Origin of the sequence: Alteromonas sp. PRIM-21 (assembly GCF_027563165.1) — a bacterium.
Lineage (GTDB): Bacteria > Pseudomonadota > Gammaproteobacteria > Enterobacterales > Alteromonadaceae > Alteromonas > Alteromonas macleodii_A.
This window is the reverse complement of sequence record NZ_JADOEK010000004.1, coordinates 1-15726: the sequence shown is the minus strand read 5'-3', so window position 1 is coordinate 15726 and position 15726 is coordinate 1. Positions and strand designations below refer to the sequence as shown.

Here is a 15726-nt window from a genome sequence, read left to right as displayed (position 1 = left end):
TAAAACGTTAAAAAATCGCCCTTTGAAAGGAAAAACAATTAAGAGTGCCTATAATTACAATTAATTGCATACGGAAGTATTAATGGGCAAAGCTCAAGTAAGCGAATACCGCAAATTGAACACTATTGAAAAAACAATATTTAAAAGAGTTGAGAATCTCTGATGAAAAATGCTTTTCCTCAATTTCTAAAACGAGTTTAAGCGTAATTAAGAAATTACACGTAAATACGTTAAGCCGTCATTTTTTAAGACAATTTGGTGGATAGTACAGATGATTAAGGTACAATCGCCAGCAACCATTGCCCAAGACGTAAGAGTAAGTATTTATTGCCATGCCTATGGATATAGATCAAATCCGCGCCCTGTCTAATGATGATATGCAGGCGGTTAACCAGCTGATTCAACAACAAGTCGATTCTGATGTTGCCCTTATTAATCAGCTTGGCTTTTATATTGTAAACAGTGGCGGCAAACGCTTACGCCCCCTACTTACCGTGTTAAGTGCGCGGGCAATGGGCATAGGTAATAACGACCATCACACCCTTGCAGCCATTGTAGAATTCATTCATACCGCGACCCTGTTGCACGACGATGTGGTTGACGAGTCGACCATGCGCAGAGGTCGGGAGACTGCGAATGCTATCTTTGGTAATCAGGCCTCGGTATTAGTAGGTGACTTTCTTTACACCCGCTCTTTCCAAATGATGGTTAGCCTTAAGCGCATGCGCGTTATGGAAATATTGTCGGAAGCCACGAACCAAATAGCAGAAGGCGAAGTGTTGCAGTTGATGAATTGCAACGATGCCAGCACTACAGAAGCGCGCTACTTTGACGTTATTTATGGTAAGACGGCCCGTTTGTTTGAAGCAGCAACACAGTTAGCGGCTGTTTTGACTGACCAAAACGAGCACATTGAACATGCTATGCAAGAATATGGTAAGCACTTAGGCACAGCCTTTCAGCTTGCTGATGATATTCTTGATTACATGGCCGACAGCGAAGAAATGGGTAAAAATGCCGGCGATGACTTAGCAGAGGGTAAACCTACCCTGCCATTACTGTACGCTATGTGGCATGCAAAGAATGATGACGATAAAGCACTCATTCAAGAAGCCATTGAGCAAAGTAACGGCCTACCACATTTAACCCGTATTCAAGGCATTATGGAAGAAACCGGCGCTTTGGACTACACACGAGAATGTGCCCAAAAAGAAGTGCAAATGGCCATTGATAGTCTAAACGCTGTCGAAGATTCTGAATACAAAGAAGCGCTCATTGCGCTGGCGCATATTTCAATTGAGCGCACGAGCTAATTACCAATAAATGGTATGAGAAGGCGTGTTATGAACAACACGCCTTTTTTGTGGGTGGAACTTGGGTACTACTTATAACGTAGACTACTCACTTTTTGATACACAAACGTTTTCGACGCTCTGACAGGCCATTTCAGTACAGAACCTTCTCTTCGTCGGCTCAATATGAAAACACACGTTTAGGCTAAGCGCATGTTTAGCAAGCTAGCCTTCAAGCATGAAACCTACAAGGCCTACTAGGAAGCCAAGAATACCGCCTAGAGGTGGTAACCAATGGTTTTCCATACGAATTTGCGGTGCTATATCCTGGAACACTGAATAAAGAATACCGCCTGCAGCAAACAGCATAATCCCACTCATGACCACTGGGAACTGGGCTAAATAGTAAAAGCCTAGCAAACTGAATAACGGCCCCAGTAACGCCATCAGAACAAAGATAACAATGAGTTTATTACTGCGCTGTTTGTTTTTGGGCAACATTTCTCTGTAGGCGTTGAACCCTTCAGGTAAATTTTGGACCGCAATCAATAGGCCTAATAACATGGTACCTCCACCTAAAGCTGCCGTGGTACCAAGGGCGATAGACTCTGGCACAAAGTCACTGAGCATAGCGGCTAACTGACTGCCAGCGGTTTTCTTTTTCGCTAAATAAATATCAAGGGCCATAAAAGCTAAGGCGCCACCAATAAAACACAATATGGCAGCAAATACCGATACGTCTTTTATCCCTTCGGGTACAAGTACTAAGCCAACTGCTGATATCAGGGCCCCTGCCCCAAGTGCTAAAATGCCGTGGCGTAACTCTTTTTCTAACCACTTAGGTTGAATACCTTGGTACGTTGCTAAGATAGCGCCCGCTGGCATGGCTAGGCCAGCTACCGTTGCCATTACCAATAAACCTACAATATCACCTTGTGACATAAAGACTCCTTTCTCGCTTTTGTCTGTGCACGTCTATTTATTGATTACTACACACAGCCCCATTGGTTTAAAAATAATACTAGTTTGCATAGATTATTACCCACTCAACGAGATTTAAAATGTTCGTAATCGCGGCGTGTTACCGCAGGAATAGTGGTTCTACATCAAGGTGACACAATAAAAGAGAGCAGCCTAACGCTGCTCTTTGCATTCATGAAGATAGTTTGAGCTTGCGGTTAGCTATGCTCAAAAAAGCCCGATTAATTTAAATCTAAATCTCGGGTCATATTTTCGTTCTTATCGCGATGCACAATAATATTATCTTCAATACGAATACCGCCAAACGGCTTGTATGCATCAATAGTATCCCAGTTGATGTATTTAGACGCAGGCGTCGCTTTCAAGTCGCGCAGCAAGCTTTCGATAAAGTATAAGCCAGGTTCAATAGTGAACACCTGACGAGCTTCAACCATTCGCGTACAGCGCAAGAATGGGTGTTCATCAGGAGCAGGCTTAGGCGTACCGCGATCGTCATTTACAAGACCACCTACGTCGTGTACCTGAAGGCCCAAGAAGTGACCAATACCGTGTGGGAAGAAAGTACGGGTAATGCCCATTTCCACGATTTCTGGCGGCGTTAAGTTCACCATGCCGGTATCGTGAAGAATTTGTGCAATACCGTCGTGGGCTAACAAATGTATGTCGGTATAAGCTACGCCAGGCTTCAACGAGTCGACCAAGGTCAGCGTTACCTTGTCTACCGCCTGAATAAGGTCTCGAAACATTGCTGAATTTTTAACACCGTCTTGAGCATAAGTACGGGTAATATCTGCCGCATAACCATGATAATTCGCACCCGCATCAATCAAAAACGAACGTGACTCTTTTGGCGCTACGGTATCGCACTGCATGTAGTGAAGAATTGAAGCGTGTTCGTTAAGTGCCACAATGCTGGTGTAAGGCACATCATTATCGCCTTGTCGACTTGCCGTTGCGTAAGCAAGATTAATATCAAACTCGCTTTTTCCTTCACGAAAGGCTTGCTCAGCCGCTTTGTGCCCAGCTACCGCCAGCTTGTTAGCTTCGCGCATGCAATCTAGTTCGTAATCGGTTTTATAAGCACGTTGATAGTGCAAATAATGCAACACGCGGTCTGGGTTTACGTTATCAAAGCCCAGCGCTTTTGCCACCTCAATGTATTCGCCCACATAGGCAAAACGGCTTTTGTCATAAGGCAGGAATTTTTCTACCGCATCGGCTTGTTGCAGCAATTTAATGTCGAAGCTGTCAGTCCAAAAATCGTTTGGTTCTGGCGGCACCTTGTGCCAGAAGTCTTCGGGACGGTAGAAAATAAGCGTAGGCTTGTCTACCCCGTTTACCACCAGCCAACAGTTAGGATTATCAATAACAGGCACCCATGCTTTGAACTGCGGGTTTACCTTGAATGGGTAATGATTATCGTCTAAGAAAAGGCGCTTGCCCTGCCCCGAGTGAATCACTAGCCCGTCGAGACCTTCTCGTTGTAATGCTTCACGGGTACGAGCCTGAAGCTCTTCGATATGCTGTTGGTAGGTTGCTTGATGTTGCGACATAGCCCCTCTTATCTTTGTAGTCGTTAGATGGAACACATTAGCCACTAGTGTATCACGAGGCCAACATGACGTGCATGCTGACCCCGACCATTGCGCTGTCGTTTACGGTAAGTCGTCGGAGCTCTCCGCCGCACAAGGTAAACCACTGTGTACGCCTAGCCTTACATCGCTATCGTGGCGCTAGTTGCAGTGTGCCTGTTACCGGATGTGTACTGACCGCATCAGCCGATGGGATCATATCGCGGGTAAGTTGAGGGAAGATATTCTCGTTGCCACCTAGCTGTTGGTCGTAGATATGCTGATACGCCATAACCGCTTTTACGTAAGCGCGGGTTTCTTTATAAGGAATATTCTCAATCCAGATATCAACCGGAAGCGCTTCATTAGCAGGCAGCCATTCCAACACTTTGCGCCACCCCGCATTGTAAGATGCAGACACCAGCACTGGGTTATTGTTTAGCTTGTCCATTAAGTAACGAAGGTACTGCACACCATAATCAACGTTATCATCGACTTTAAAAAGCTTGTTTCTACTTACTTTCTCTTTTGCCACATAGCGCGCTGTTCCTGGCATTAGCTGCATTAAACCTGCCGCTCCGACCGGCGATATAGCATCACTTCTAAAAGAGCTTTCGCGGCGAGCAATAGCCATAGCCATAGCCAGTGATTTCGAAATGCTATAGGCCTGCGATTTTTCGCTAAATACATCGCTAAACGCTAGTGGGAATCGGCGTTCTACATCGTCCCAATAGCCGCTTCTAGCGAAGCTGGTAATTGCTTGGTCGTACAGCCCCCACTCATAAGCGAGTATGCCTGCATCAGTCACTTTCGACTCAGGTAAATGGGAAAGCAAGTAGTACCACTCTCTACGCGCTTCTGTGGTTCTGTCTAACCTGAAAAATTCTACGGCGCGCATAGTGGCTGGGGTTTTAGCCACACTAGCAATAGCTGCCGTGTCTCTAGGCGCTGGCGTGTGCGCAAGCGATGGAATTTCGCCAATGTGCGCACTGGCCATAAACCCGTAATAGTGTCGCTCTTGCGCAAGTTCTTTATACAACACAGTTGCCTGCATAGTTTGACCAAGCGCTTCTAAGGCACGGGCTTTCCAGTAACGGAAATTTTCTTCTTGCTGCAGGTTAACTGGGGCGTTATCAATAACATCAATCACCTCCTGCCATTTCTTCATGCGCAGCAAATGAGAAACATGCCATAGCTTTACATCATCACTGGCACCCTGAACATCGGCTAGTTCTAGCCACTGGTGGGCTTGAGGAAGGCGGTCTAACGTGTAGCTAAGCGCAATCGCTCGACGCATAACGTGTTGCTGGGCTTCTGAGAATACTTGCTTAGCCTTGTAGCGATTAAATACCTTGCCGGCTAAATCTGGGTTTCGCCACGCTAGTTTTTCTATTGCCCATACCATTACCTCAGCTTCATGTGATGTATTTTTAAGTGGGAAAAGCGCGGTTTTATTAACGCGGCTGGTGTCGCGGGTTACCGATAGCCATGCATCAGCAATGTATTGCTTATCGCTGGGAAGTTGGCGTTTTAGGTAAGAGATGATACTTCGGTTATCTTCTTTCGCTGCAATTTCGATGCGTTTTATCACCATTTCTGGTGTCATCATGCCCGCTTTTTTCCACTTCGCAAAAAGCGGATCGCATTCGTCAGGCTGGGACTGGCCATGAAGCCAAAGCGCATCTACTTCACGGAGAATATCTTGTTCGCTTTCACCTTCTTTCAAACGGTAATTAAGCGCAGTACATGTTAATCGTGCGCCCATGCCGGGACGATAACTGCTTAAAAATGTACTGCGATAATTGTTCTTTGCGAGATACTTCAGCCACTTGTAACGCAAGCCATAGCTAACCGGTTGACCGTTAAAGTCATCTAAAAACTGTTTAACTTCGCGCTTTGTTTTGATTGACATGGTGCGCTCTAATTTAAGCCGTAGCAGGTACGGATAGAGTGGATAATGCGCTAACTCATAAATGTCGTTATCAAGGTGTTGAAGGCGGTGTTTCGAGTAAGTAAGCAGCTTCTTTTCAACTTCTAAATAGCGGGCACGATCTTTTTCGAAAATATCGTTGGGTAGCGTTAACGGCTGTGTGGCCCATGCGCTAATAGAGAAAACTAAAGAAAGCGAGCAAACTAGCGCCCCCACTAGCGTGGCGAGTAATTTATCGTTTTTTGCCAGCGAGTGCTGACCTAACCTCGAACTAAAATAAAAACCAGACACAATAGAACTCCTACCCTGCTCTACACTCGAATGACCTATGAAAGCCGGAAAATTAGCCTAATCGAGCTGTTTGTAAAATGTTGCTGATAAAGCAGCATTACGACTGACCCACTACATTTGTTTTATAAACAAAGGGAAAATTTCAGTCTGGCTCCGTGCCAAAGAAGATGTTGTGCCAGCTGTCGTTAGCTATGCTTTACAAACATAGTTGACATGATTGTAGATTATTCTTTTGCTGGATTGGCGCTTTGGGCCAATAACGCTCATTATACAACCACCAATACCGAAATGAAGCTTGAATTCGATATTTGCACTTGAATTTAAGTCATCGGACCACTACCTTAGACAAATTGAAACGCTTGTTTGATTTTTTGTTGAAATTTTGTGTGGCTTTGTAAAGAATCTAGCCACCCTAACGCGTTAGTGAATGCATACGACCCTACAAATTAGTTGGATTACTTCACTAACATCCTGGCCAATGCCGAAGGAGATGATAATGATATACACAGGCAAAAGTCTTTCCGTCAGCCTGTTAGATGACGGCTTTGCTGAGCTGGTATTCGACGCCGAAGGTTCAGTAAACAAGTTCGACCGCCAAACAGTGAGCGAACTTGACGAAGCAACCCAAGCCCTACTTGCTAAAGGCGATGTAAAAGGCTTAGTAGTACGCAGTGCAAAACCTGCATTTATCGTAGGTGCAGATATCACCGAGTTCACTGGCCTTTTCGCTATGGACGATGCTGAAGTACTACAGTGGGTTGCTAATACGTCACAAGTATTCGACCGCTTCGAAGACCTACCTTTCCCTACTATTGCTGCCGTTAATGGCTTTGCGCTAGGCGGTGGTTGTGAAATGGCATTGGCATGTGACATGCGTATTGCCGACACCACAGCGTCTATTGGTTTACCAGAAGTTAAGCTAGGTCTTATGCCTGGTTTTGGTGGTACAGTTCGTCTACCTCGTCTTATTGGTGCAGATAATGCTCTTGAGTGGATGACTACTGGCCGCGACAGAAAAGGCGCGAAAGCCTTGGCTGAAGGTGCGGTTGACGCCGTTGTTGCACCAGAAGCGCTAGTTGAAGGCGCGCTTTCAATGGTGAAAGACGCAGCTGACGGTAAGTTTGACTGGCAAGCACGTCGTGCGGTTAAGAAAGCTCCACTACAGTTAAACAAAAACGAAGCTATGATGAGCTTCAGTACTGCTCAAGCTATGGTATTTGCGCAAGCTGGCAAACACTACCCAGCACCGCACAAAATGGTTGAGACTGTTCAAAAAGCAGCGGGCCTAGACCGTGACGGCGCACTTAAGCTTGAAAACGAAGGCTTTGTAGCGCTAGCGAAAACCGACGCTGCGAAAGCGCAAATTGGTATTTTCCTTGCCGACCAGCTAGTTAAGAGCAAAGGTAAGAAGCAAGCGAAAGCGGCTACTAAGCAGTCTAAGCTTAACGCTGTACTAGGTGCAGGTATCATGGGTGGCGGTATTGCCTACCAAAGCGCTGTGAAAGGCACACCGGTAATTATGAAAGACATTAACCAAGGTGCACTAGACCTTGGCCTTTCAGAAGCGGCAAAAATTCTTGGTAAAGGTATGAAGCGCGGTAAAGTTGATGCGACTAAAATGGCGCAAACGCTTAACGCAATTACACCTACCCTTGAGTACAGCACGCTTAAAGATGCAGACCTTGTTATTGAAGCGGTTGTAGAAAACCCGAAAGTAAAAGGTATTGTACTTAAAGAAGTAGAAGACAATGTAGCGGACGACGCAATCATCACTTCAAACACTTCTACTATCTCTATCAATCAGCTAGCTGAAAGCCTAGACAAGCCAGAGCGCTTCTGTGGTATGCACTTCTTCAACCCAGTGCACCGCATGCCGCTTGTTGAAATCATTCGTGGCGAAAAAACCTCTGAAGAAACCATCAATGCAGTAGTAGCGGCTACCCTTAAAATGGGCAAAACCCCAATTGTGGTTAACGACTGCCCAGGGTTCTTGGTAAACCGCGTATTGTTCCCATACTTTGCGGGCTTCAGTAAGCTACTTATCGACGGCGCAGACTTTGTTGCTGTTGATAAAGTAATGGAAAAAATCTTCGGCTGGCCTATGGGCCCTGCTTACCTAATGGACGTTGTGGGTATCGACACGGGCGATCACGCAGCAGACGTAATGGCTGCGGGTATTCCAGAGCGTATGGCTCGTCTAGACAACGACCCTGTAACACTGTTCTACAAAGAAGAGCGTTTAGGTCAGAAGAACGGAAAAGGTTTCTACAACTACGGTGTTGATAAGCGCGGTAAGCCGAAGAAAACACCTGCTGAAGAAGCATATGCACTAATGGCGCCACACGTAGCCGAGAAGACAGACTTTGAAGCTGACGACATTATTGCACGCCTTATGATCCCTATGGCAAACGAAGCAATTCGCTGCCTAGAAGAAGGCATTGTAGATAGCGCAGCTGAAGCAGATATGGCGCTACTTTACGGCTTAGGTTTCCCTCCATTCCGCGGTGGTATTTTCCGTTGGATTGAAACCATTGGCTTGGCGAACTTTGTTGCTATGGCAGACAAGTACGCTGAACTTGGTCCTATTTATCAGATTTCAGATGGCGTTCGTGAAATGGCCGCTGCTGGTAAATCCTATTTCGCATAAGACCCGGAGGAAAAACTAATGAAAGAAGTGGTCGTAATCGATTGCGTACGTACCCCTATGGGTCGTTCAAAAAACGGTGTTTTCAGAAATGTGCGTGCAGAAGACCTATCTGCTGCGCTAATGACTGCGCTATTAGAGCGTAACCCTGGCGTAAACCCAGCGGAAATTGAAGACATCATTTGGGGCTGTGTTCAGCAAACTAAAGAACAAGGCTTCAACGTTGCACGTAACGCGCAATTACTAACACAAATTCCACGCACAACTGGCGCGGTAACAGTAAACCGTTTATGTGGTTCATCAATGCAAGCGCTTCACGATGCAACAAGCGGCATCATGAGCGGCCGTGGTGACATTTACATGATTGGTGGTGTTGAGCACATGGGTCACGTACCGATGAACTACAACATCGACTTCCACCCTGGCCTTGCTAAGTACACGGCAAAAGCGTCGGGTATGATGGGTATGACTGCCGAGCTACTTGGCCGTCAAAACGGTATTACTCGTGAGCAACAAGATGCATTTGGTGCGCGCTCGCACCAGCTAGCGCACAAAGCACACCTTGAAGGCCGCTGGGCTAACGAGATTGTGCCTGTTGAAGGTCACGATGCAAACGGCGTATTAAAGCTAATTGACTACGATGAAGTAGTACGCCCAGAAAGCACGGCTGAGAGCATGGCAGCACTTCGCCCAGTGTTTGACCCAGTAAACGGAACCGTAACTGCGGGTACGTCTTCGGCGCTGTCTGACGGTGCATCAGGTATGCTGCTTATGTCAGCAGACCGTGCGAAAGAGCTTGGCCTGACGCCTCGTGCGAAAATTCGCTCGATGGCTGTGGCTGGTTGTGATGCGGCAATTATGGGCTACGGCCCAGTGCCAGCAACACAAAAAGCCCTTAAGCGCGCTGGCCTAACTATGGACGATATTGAACTTGCTGAGTTTAACGAAGCGTTCGCCGCACAGGCACTATCGTGCATTAAGCAGTTAGGTTGGATGGACCACCTAGATACTAAGATTAACCTTAACGGTGGTGCGATTGCACTTGGTCACCCACTAGGTTGTTCTGGTTCACGTATCTCGGGTACGCTTATCAACCTAATGGAATCGCAAGACGTAAGCCTAGGCTTAGCGACTATGTGTATTGGTTTAGGCCAAGGTATTGCTACCGTATTTGAGCGCGTATAAGCGTTTATATAAAAGCTTTTAAAGCTAAATTTTGAAAAGGGCCTTCGGGCCCTTTTTTGTTTCCGTGAACAAAAAACTAAAACGCTAAATTAGAAAGTGGGCTGACAACACCATTCGCTCCTTGTTGAAGTATATGGGTATAGATTTGAGTAGTTCTTACATCGGCATGACCTAATTGATCTTGCACTGTTCTGATGTCTGCGCCAGATTGCAATAAATGAGTAGCAAATGAATGACGAAGCGTGTGTGGCGTAACATGCTTAATTATTCCCGCATCACCTGAAGCACGACTTACCGCACGCTGTATCTGTTTTTCATCAATATGATGACGCCGTAATAGCTTGCTTTCTGGATCGATACTTAACTTTGATGCAGGGAACAAATACTGCCATTCCAGCGTTTTATTACGCTGTTGATACTTTTTCCTCAATCCATGTGGAATCCAAGCACCAGCAAAGTCTGGCACCATCAAATCTCGTTGCAAAAGTTTTTCACTTTCACTGATATGATTTTTTAAAAGTGGGATAAGTGATTCTGACAGTGTTACCACTCGATGCTTGCCACCTTTCCCAAACCAAATCCTCACACACTTGTAGTCGAAGTCTATATCTCCCGTTCTAAGACGCACGCACTCCATTAATCGAAGGCCACTTCCATAAAGGAGTGCTACCGCTAAGTAATGATGGGTAGGCACTCTACCAAGCAATGCTTTTACTTCTAACTGGGTTAGCACAACTGGCAGCTTCCTTTCCCTTCCACTTCCCACAAAATTCATGTCGGAAGGAAGTGGTTGTTCTAAATATTTATTGTAAAGAAACACTAATGCGTTAAGTGCTGTAGCTTGTGTAGACCGCGCATTTTTTCGCTTGGTAGAAAGATGAGTAAGGTATGCTTCAACATGCAACACGTCGAGATCTTTCGGGTGCTGAAATTTGTGAAAACGAATGTAATCTGAAATCCAGTTTATGTAGGTTTGTATAGTACGCTTTGCATAGCGCTTGAGCATCATGTGCTCGTACAGGGATTTAATAAACTGAGACTTCATATTCGACTCCAAAATAAAAGAAGTCTATTTGATAAATCGCAACGAGATAACTGGCTTTAGTAACTGTTTTGTTGCAAAGGCACTCACGAAATATCCCAAATTCACCTGCAACCCGATTTGGTGTTTTTAGCTTTTGAGTAAAATACACCAAAAACGTATTTTACTAATCCTATCGATAGGTTATGGTTTAATCATATTTATAACCAAACGGACAAAAACCCCGTTCTGGTTCGTTAAATCGCCCCGTTTAGGGAACGATTAAATTGTTATGCATCTAGATAGAGATTGAGAGAAATTGTGTTCTTCGTATTTGGCATCATCTTACAAATAGTGTTTCTGAGTCCGTCATTGTTGATCTGGGCTTTGTGTAAGAAATTCTGGCCAGGTAACTTCTCTATTAATCCGTATCTAGCTACATTTGGCTGTCTTGTTTTGGCAGTTGTTACTGCTCTTATCTTAAATGTGGAGTTTGAGGGTGGGCTAATAACGGGGGTAATTGTATTCAGTGCTTTTTCGTTTGTTTACAGCATTGCCCTCAGTGCAATTACATTTATATATAAATCAGTGCAGGCGCGTAAAAATGCATAACAAGGCGGTGTTGCCGCCTTCGGCTGGGACAGCCAAAAGCGTGCTTCGCACTGGCTGCCCCAAACCTTGGCGTTATGTGACTAGGGGAATAGAATCATCTAATGACTAATGAAGACAAACTACAACTTCCTAAGATACAGTTATTGGCCCTGTTCTTATCTAGTTGTTTCTTCATACTTCCTTGTGTTTTCAAGCTCAATGTTCTAGCTAGCTGTGCTTTTGCATTCGTCATTTTTTTCTACTTGCTCAGTGAAATGGACTGGTTGCGTAGGTACTTTGATCTGTCCAATAAACAGTTAGCGCTTAACATTATCTTAATTGCAGTTAGTGGGCTTCTGGCTTTCGAAGTGTTTTTTATGTTTGCTCTGGTTGCCATATATCCTGTTTCTAAATTCTATAAAACTTAGGTACTCTGTATTGGCAAAGTCACATAACAAAAAAATCAAGTCACTCACTTCGTTCGCTGGGACGCATACACGCGGGGCGGCTTCGCCATTATGCCCCACATGCCTGCGCCCCTTATTTAAAAGTTAGGCGTCATTTACTTACAGCATTAAAAAGTGGGTTTAGGCGTGACACTCCAGCATTGAAGTTGTTTCGCTAGGTTGTCTTTACAGCTTGCTTTTTCGGTAGTTTCAACGGCTTTTGCAACGCGCTTTTTATCAACACCGCAACGCCAACATTCTGCATCACCAGCTTTCTAAACTCGCTCTTTTATCCAGCAATGTCGTTAACATCTGGCATTTCGCACAGGGTTGTTTTATCTTAAATTTAAAAATTTAAACACGCGGCTTAATTGGCTAGTGGTGGCAGCAAAGCTGCGTACTTTCAGTTGTACGCCTAACAAAACGCTGTTGGCACTCCCTTCGGTCGCTGGGACGCTAACACGTGGGCTGGCTCGCTTCGCTCGGATTTTAGCCCACGTGCTAGCGCCCCAAAGCTTAGCGTTAGTTGCCAAGGAGGCTCATGAAGTCAGCACAAATAAGCGGTCTTGCTATTACCATTTTAGCGATCGCCTACCTTTACTCTTTTGCACACAGAATTTCTGACCCAACCGACTCCGCACCAACCGTTGGATTCGGGATATTACTAGTGTTTTTCATGCTACTTATATCGGCTGTAATTTTAATGAATAGCTCTTTCCGGTTATGGAGTAAAGAGGTTCGTTTAAGAGAGGGATTTGTTAATAAATGGTGGCTTACCTTGTTGGGTATCAACTCTATCCTTGCAGTTAGCTATACTACAGCAATCGTTGCCGGGATCGCGTTAATTCTCAAAACTGTGCATGGCAACTAACAAACGCATTAACACTCGCTGCGCTCGCCGGGGACAAAAACACGTAGGCTCCCTTCGCTTCGCTCTGTATTATAGCCTACGTATTTTTGCCCGTTATGCAGGTGTTAGGTTTCTCTATTGAATAAAAAGGATTTTTTGTGAAGAAACGCGTATTAATTCTGCTTCTATTACTTTTACCGTTAGTTGGTTGTGACCAATTTTCAAAGGTACAAGCCGTTAATCACCTAATGGGCTCACAACCGATTTCGTACCTTAATGGCTTTTTAGTCCTTACTTATCATGAAAACCCTGGAGCGTTCTTAAGCTTGGGCGCTTCACTACCGCATGAAACTCGAACTATCATTTTTAGCGCGTTTGTCACTTTGTTTTTGTTAGCAGTATTTGCCTATCTTTGCCTTAAGCCCTTATCGAATGCCAGTTTTATTGTCGGCTCACTAATCCTAGCTGGCGGCATTGGCAACGTTTACGATAGGCTGACAAACACTGGGCGCGTAATAGATTTTGTTTTACTTCAGCTGGGACCACTGCATACTGGTGTTTTTAACTTAGCAGACGTATTTATAATGCTGGGTGTATTTTTGGCTGCCTTCTTTTCTACAAAATGGGGTGAAAACCTAACAAACAAATTAAGCCGTTCCCGTTGGTCACTGGGACGCTAACGCGCAGGGCCGCTTCGCTATTATGCCCTACGCGTTATCGCCCCTTATTTAAAAGTTATACACAATGCGCAACATCAGGAAGATTAAAGTGAACAAAACCAAAACGTCTCTTCTATTTTTTGCTTTTATAGGCACTTGTTTAGTAACGATGAGTGCATTTGCTTCATCAACGATAGAAGGCGTTTGGAAACACGCAACAAAACCAGCTCTAGTCGAATTCAATTTAACAACTGGTGTAGCAAGTGTTAAAGAACACCAGACTCATAAACAAAACTCTGGCCTCACGATCATCAAAAATATTGTTCAATCAACAGAAACTGAGTGGGTCGGGGAAATGTACAATGGCTACGAAGACAAATATGTTTTCGTTACAATCAAGTTAAATAGCACATCGCTATCTGTCTTCGACTCAGAAAACAATGAAGTGCTTAAACTTGTTAAGGAATAGCCTTGTGTATAACAAAAAAATTAAGCTCGCCCGCAGCGCGGGCTGGGACGCAAACATGTGGGCTGCTCACTTCGTTCGGATTTTAGCCCACATGTCTGCGCCCCTTATTTAAAAGTTAGCTGCAAAATGGAAACTCGATACAAAGTCAGAATAAAAACCAAAGTCAAAGTAAGGCTTATTGCAACAATGACGTTGATAGTCTTGCCTCTAGCTTTATTCGGGCTTTATCTCTTCGAATATAAGACTCCGCAAGTTGAAATAAGAAACCACTTTCCAGCAGAAGTCATCGAATTTCCGAAATGGAGTGCTCCGAAAATAGGAAAAGGAATATACTCGAAATATGTAGGTTATCCATATTATGCAGCAGTAAACTACAAAGGCGAGACGTATGGCGTTGGCAGCTTCAAGCCGCTATATCCCGGCACAAAAGTTTGTATTGGAGCTGTTGTTAAAGGAGATTCAAACGAAGTTATCAACTATGTTAATGTCGATTTGAGCAATTGCAGCTAACAAACGCATAAACTCGCTCGCGGGCTCGCTGGGACAAAAACACGTAGGCTCCCTTCGCTTCGCTCAGTATTATAGCCTACGTATTTTTGCCCGTTATGCGGGCCGTTAGGCGTCATTTACTCACAGCATTAAAGTGTGGGTTCGGACGTGGCATTCCACCATCAAGGTTGTTTCACTAGGTCGTTTTTACAGCTTGCTTTTTCTGTAGTTTCAACGACTTTAACAATGCGCTTTTTATAAACACCGCAACGCCAACATTATGCATCACCAGCTTTCTAAACTCGCTCTTTTATCCAGCATTACCGTTAACATCTGGCTTTTCGCACAGGGTTGTTTTATCTTAAATTCAATAATTTAAACACGCGGTCTATTTGGCTAGTGGTGGCAGCAAAGCTGCGTACGTTTCTTTGTACGCCTAACAAAACGCTGTTGGCACTCCCTCCGGTCGCTGGGACGCTAACACGTGGGCTGACTCACTTTGTTCGGATTTTAGCCCCCGTGCTAGCGCCCCAAAGCTTAGCGTTATACCCACTAAACATCGGATGAATATTAAACTTAAAATAATATTTTGCTTAATTGTCATTACTGTGTTCACAGCTCTTACTGTTAGTGCAGGCTTTCCTCGCTATTATTCACCATTTTCATTACCAACCGTTTTGCCTATGTTTCTTGTTTACTCCTCCGGCATTTCTGGGATGACGTTATCATTTGTTTCTGCTATACCAAACGCATTGGTATTTCTAATTAGCACCTTATCGCTAACTGAGCAAGATTCTAAACTCACCAAGCCGTTTACAATATTCTGTGGCATCATCATACTGTTCTCCATTGCTTTTTTTGTATTCAGTTTCAGTTATGGTGTAATTTATCAGGGCCTGAGGCATACGCTCTTAATGTGCATTTTTAGTGGCACTTTTATTGTTGCAATATTTATCGCGTATAAACTTAATAATCAAAAGCCAAACATCAATAATGCTCTTGCATTCAGAGTTTTATTTTTTAGTTGGGTAGGCTGGGTCTCGTTCCCATGGCTCGGTGAAATGATTTAGTGGGTATAACAATCAAATTAAGTCGCTCGCGGGCTCGCTGGGACAGTAACACATGGGCTCTGTCGCTTCGCTCCGATTTTAGCCCATGTATTACTGCCCCTTATTAGGGTGTTATGTTTCTAGGGAAAGAACACATGTTTTATAAACAACTTCTAAAGCTCACACTAACATGCACACTAGCTATAGCCTGCTTTCCAACCAGTGCAGATAACCAAATTAAAAGAAAGATGTATAACC

The 15726-nt window shown here is 44.5% G+C and carries 12 protein-coding genes; 7 read left to right on the top strand and 5 right to left on the bottom strand.

The window, feature by feature from the left end; genetic code table 11:
* Positions 1 to 338 precede the first annotated feature (338 nt).
* Positions 339 to 1313, top strand: coding sequence for an octaprenyl diphosphate synthase (gene ispB, locus IW644_RS07905; protein ID WP_179982283.1), 975 nt, complete (start codon positions 339 to 341; stop codon positions 1311 to 1313).
* A 204-nt stretch (positions 1314 to 1517) separates the two neighbouring features.
* Here the strand turns inward: ispB and IW644_RS07900 are convergent, their stop codons facing one another.
* The 3 genes from IW644_RS07900 to IW644_RS07890 form a co-directional block, all read right to left on the bottom strand.
* Positions 1518 to 2234, bottom strand: a complete 717-nt coding sequence (locus tag IW644_RS07900; RefSeq protein WP_269917156.1) for a ZIP family metal transporter — start codon at positions 2232 to 2234, stop codon at positions 1518 to 1520.
* Positions 2235 to 2494: 260 nt separating this feature from the next.
* The gene (pepQ, locus tag IW644_RS07895) at positions 2495 to 3826 is read right to left on the bottom strand and encodes a Xaa-Pro dipeptidase (protein WP_269917155.1); all 1332 of its coding nucleotides are present in this window, start codon (positions 3824 to 3826) and stop codon (positions 2495 to 2497) included.
* Positions 3827 to 3995: 169 nt separating this feature from the next.
* The gene (locus IW644_RS07890) at positions 3996 to 6065 is read right to left on the bottom strand and encodes a transglycosylase SLT domain-containing protein (protein WP_269917154.1); all 2070 of its coding nucleotides are present in this window, start codon (positions 6063 to 6065) and stop codon (positions 3996 to 3998) included.
* Between the two features lie 496 nt (positions 6066 to 6561).
* Here IW644_RS07890 and fadB point away from each other — a divergent pair, with 496 nt between their 5' ends.
* Both fadB and fadA read left to right on the top strand, forming a co-directional pair.
* The gene (gene fadB / locus IW644_RS07885; RefSeq protein WP_269917153.1) at positions 6562 to 8712 is read left to right on the top strand and encodes a fatty acid oxidation complex subunit alpha FadB; all 2151 of its coding nucleotides are present in this window, start codon (positions 6562 to 6564) and stop codon (positions 8710 to 8712) included.
* A gap of 18 nt (positions 8713 to 8730) precedes the next feature.
* Positions 8731 to 9894, top strand: a complete 1164-nt coding sequence (gene fadA, locus IW644_RS07880; protein WP_014948145.1) for an acetyl-CoA C-acyltransferase FadA — start codon at positions 8731 to 8733, stop codon at positions 9892 to 9894.
* A gap of 76 nt (positions 9895 to 9970) precedes the next feature.
* Here the strand turns inward: fadA and IW644_RS07875 are convergent, their stop codons facing one another.
* Positions 9971 to 10939, bottom strand: a complete 969-nt coding sequence (locus IW644_RS07875) for an integron integrase (RefSeq protein ID WP_024015657.1) — start codon at positions 10937 to 10939, stop codon at positions 9971 to 9973.
* 1554 nt (positions 10940 to 12493) lie between these two features.
* On the opposite strand from IW644_RS07875, the gene IW644_RS07870 reads away from it, so the two are divergent.
* The 4 genes from IW644_RS07870 (at position 12494) to IW644_RS07855 (ending at position 14440) form a co-directional block, all read left to right on the top strand.
* A complete protein-coding gene (locus tag IW644_RS07870; protein ID WP_269917152.1) occupies positions 12494 to 12823 on the top strand; it encodes a hypothetical protein in 330 nt (109 codons plus the stop codon).
* Positions 12824 to 12960: 137 nt separating this feature from the next.
* Complete coding sequence (lspA, locus tag IW644_RS07865; protein ID WP_269917151.1) at positions 12961 to 13482, top strand: signal peptidase II; 522 nt, start codon at positions 12961 to 12963, stop codon at positions 13480 to 13482.
* An 88-nt stretch (positions 13483 to 13570) separates the two neighbouring features.
* Positions 13571 to 13930, top strand: a complete 360-nt coding sequence (locus IW644_RS07860) for a hypothetical protein (RefSeq protein ID WP_269917150.1) — start codon at positions 13571 to 13573, stop codon at positions 13928 to 13930.
* Between the two features lie 126 nt (positions 13931 to 14056).
* Positions 14057 to 14440 (top strand): hypothetical protein, encoded by a 384-nt coding sequence (locus tag IW644_RS07855; RefSeq protein WP_014976484.1) that lies wholly within the window; start codon positions 14057 to 14059, stop codon positions 14438 to 14440.
* 673 nt (positions 14441 to 15113) lie between these two features.
* Here the strand turns inward: IW644_RS07855 and IW644_RS07850 are convergent.
* A complete protein-coding gene (locus tag IW644_RS07850; protein WP_269917149.1) occupies positions 15114 to 15257 on the bottom strand; it encodes a hypothetical protein in 144 nt (47 codons plus the stop codon).
* Between the last annotated feature and the right edge of the window lie 469 nt (positions 15258 to 15726).

What these genes read in the sequence shown, in the direction of transcription:
- fadB (WP_269917153.1), top strand. Translation starts at nt 6,562, where the DNA reads ATGATATACACAGGCAAAAGTCTTTCCGTCAGCCTGTTAGATGACGGC.
- IW644_RS07875 (WP_024015657.1), bottom strand. Translation starts at nt 10,939, where the DNA reads ATGAAGTCTCAGTTTATTAAATCCCTGTACGAGCACATGATGCTCAAG.
- IW644_RS07870 (WP_269917152.1), top strand. Translation starts at nt 12,494, where the DNA reads ATGAAGTCAGCACAAATAAGCGGTCTTGCTATTACCATTTTAGCGATC.
- fadA (WP_014948145.1), top strand. Translation starts at nt 8,731, where the DNA reads ATGAAAGAAGTGGTCGTAATCGATTGCGTACGTACCCCTATGGGTCGT.
- pepQ (WP_269917155.1), bottom strand. Translation starts at nt 3,826, where the DNA reads ATGTCGCAACATCAAGCAACCTACCAACAGCATATCGAAGAGCTTCAG.
- IW644_RS07850 (WP_269917149.1), bottom strand. Translation starts at nt 15,257, where the DNA reads ATGATGATGCCACAGAATATTGTAAACGGCTTGGTGAGTTTAGAATCT.
- IW644_RS07900 (WP_269917156.1), bottom strand. Translation starts at nt 2,234, where the DNA reads ATGTCACAAGGTGATATTGTAGGTTTATTGGTAATGGCAACGGTAGCT.
- ispB (WP_179982283.1), top strand. Translation starts at nt 339, where the DNA reads ATGGATATAGATCAAATCCGCGCCCTGTCTAATGATGATATGCAGGCG.
- IW644_RS07855 (WP_014976484.1), top strand. Translation starts at nt 14,057, where the DNA reads ATGGAAACTCGATACAAAGTCAGAATAAAAACCAAAGTCAAAGTAAGG.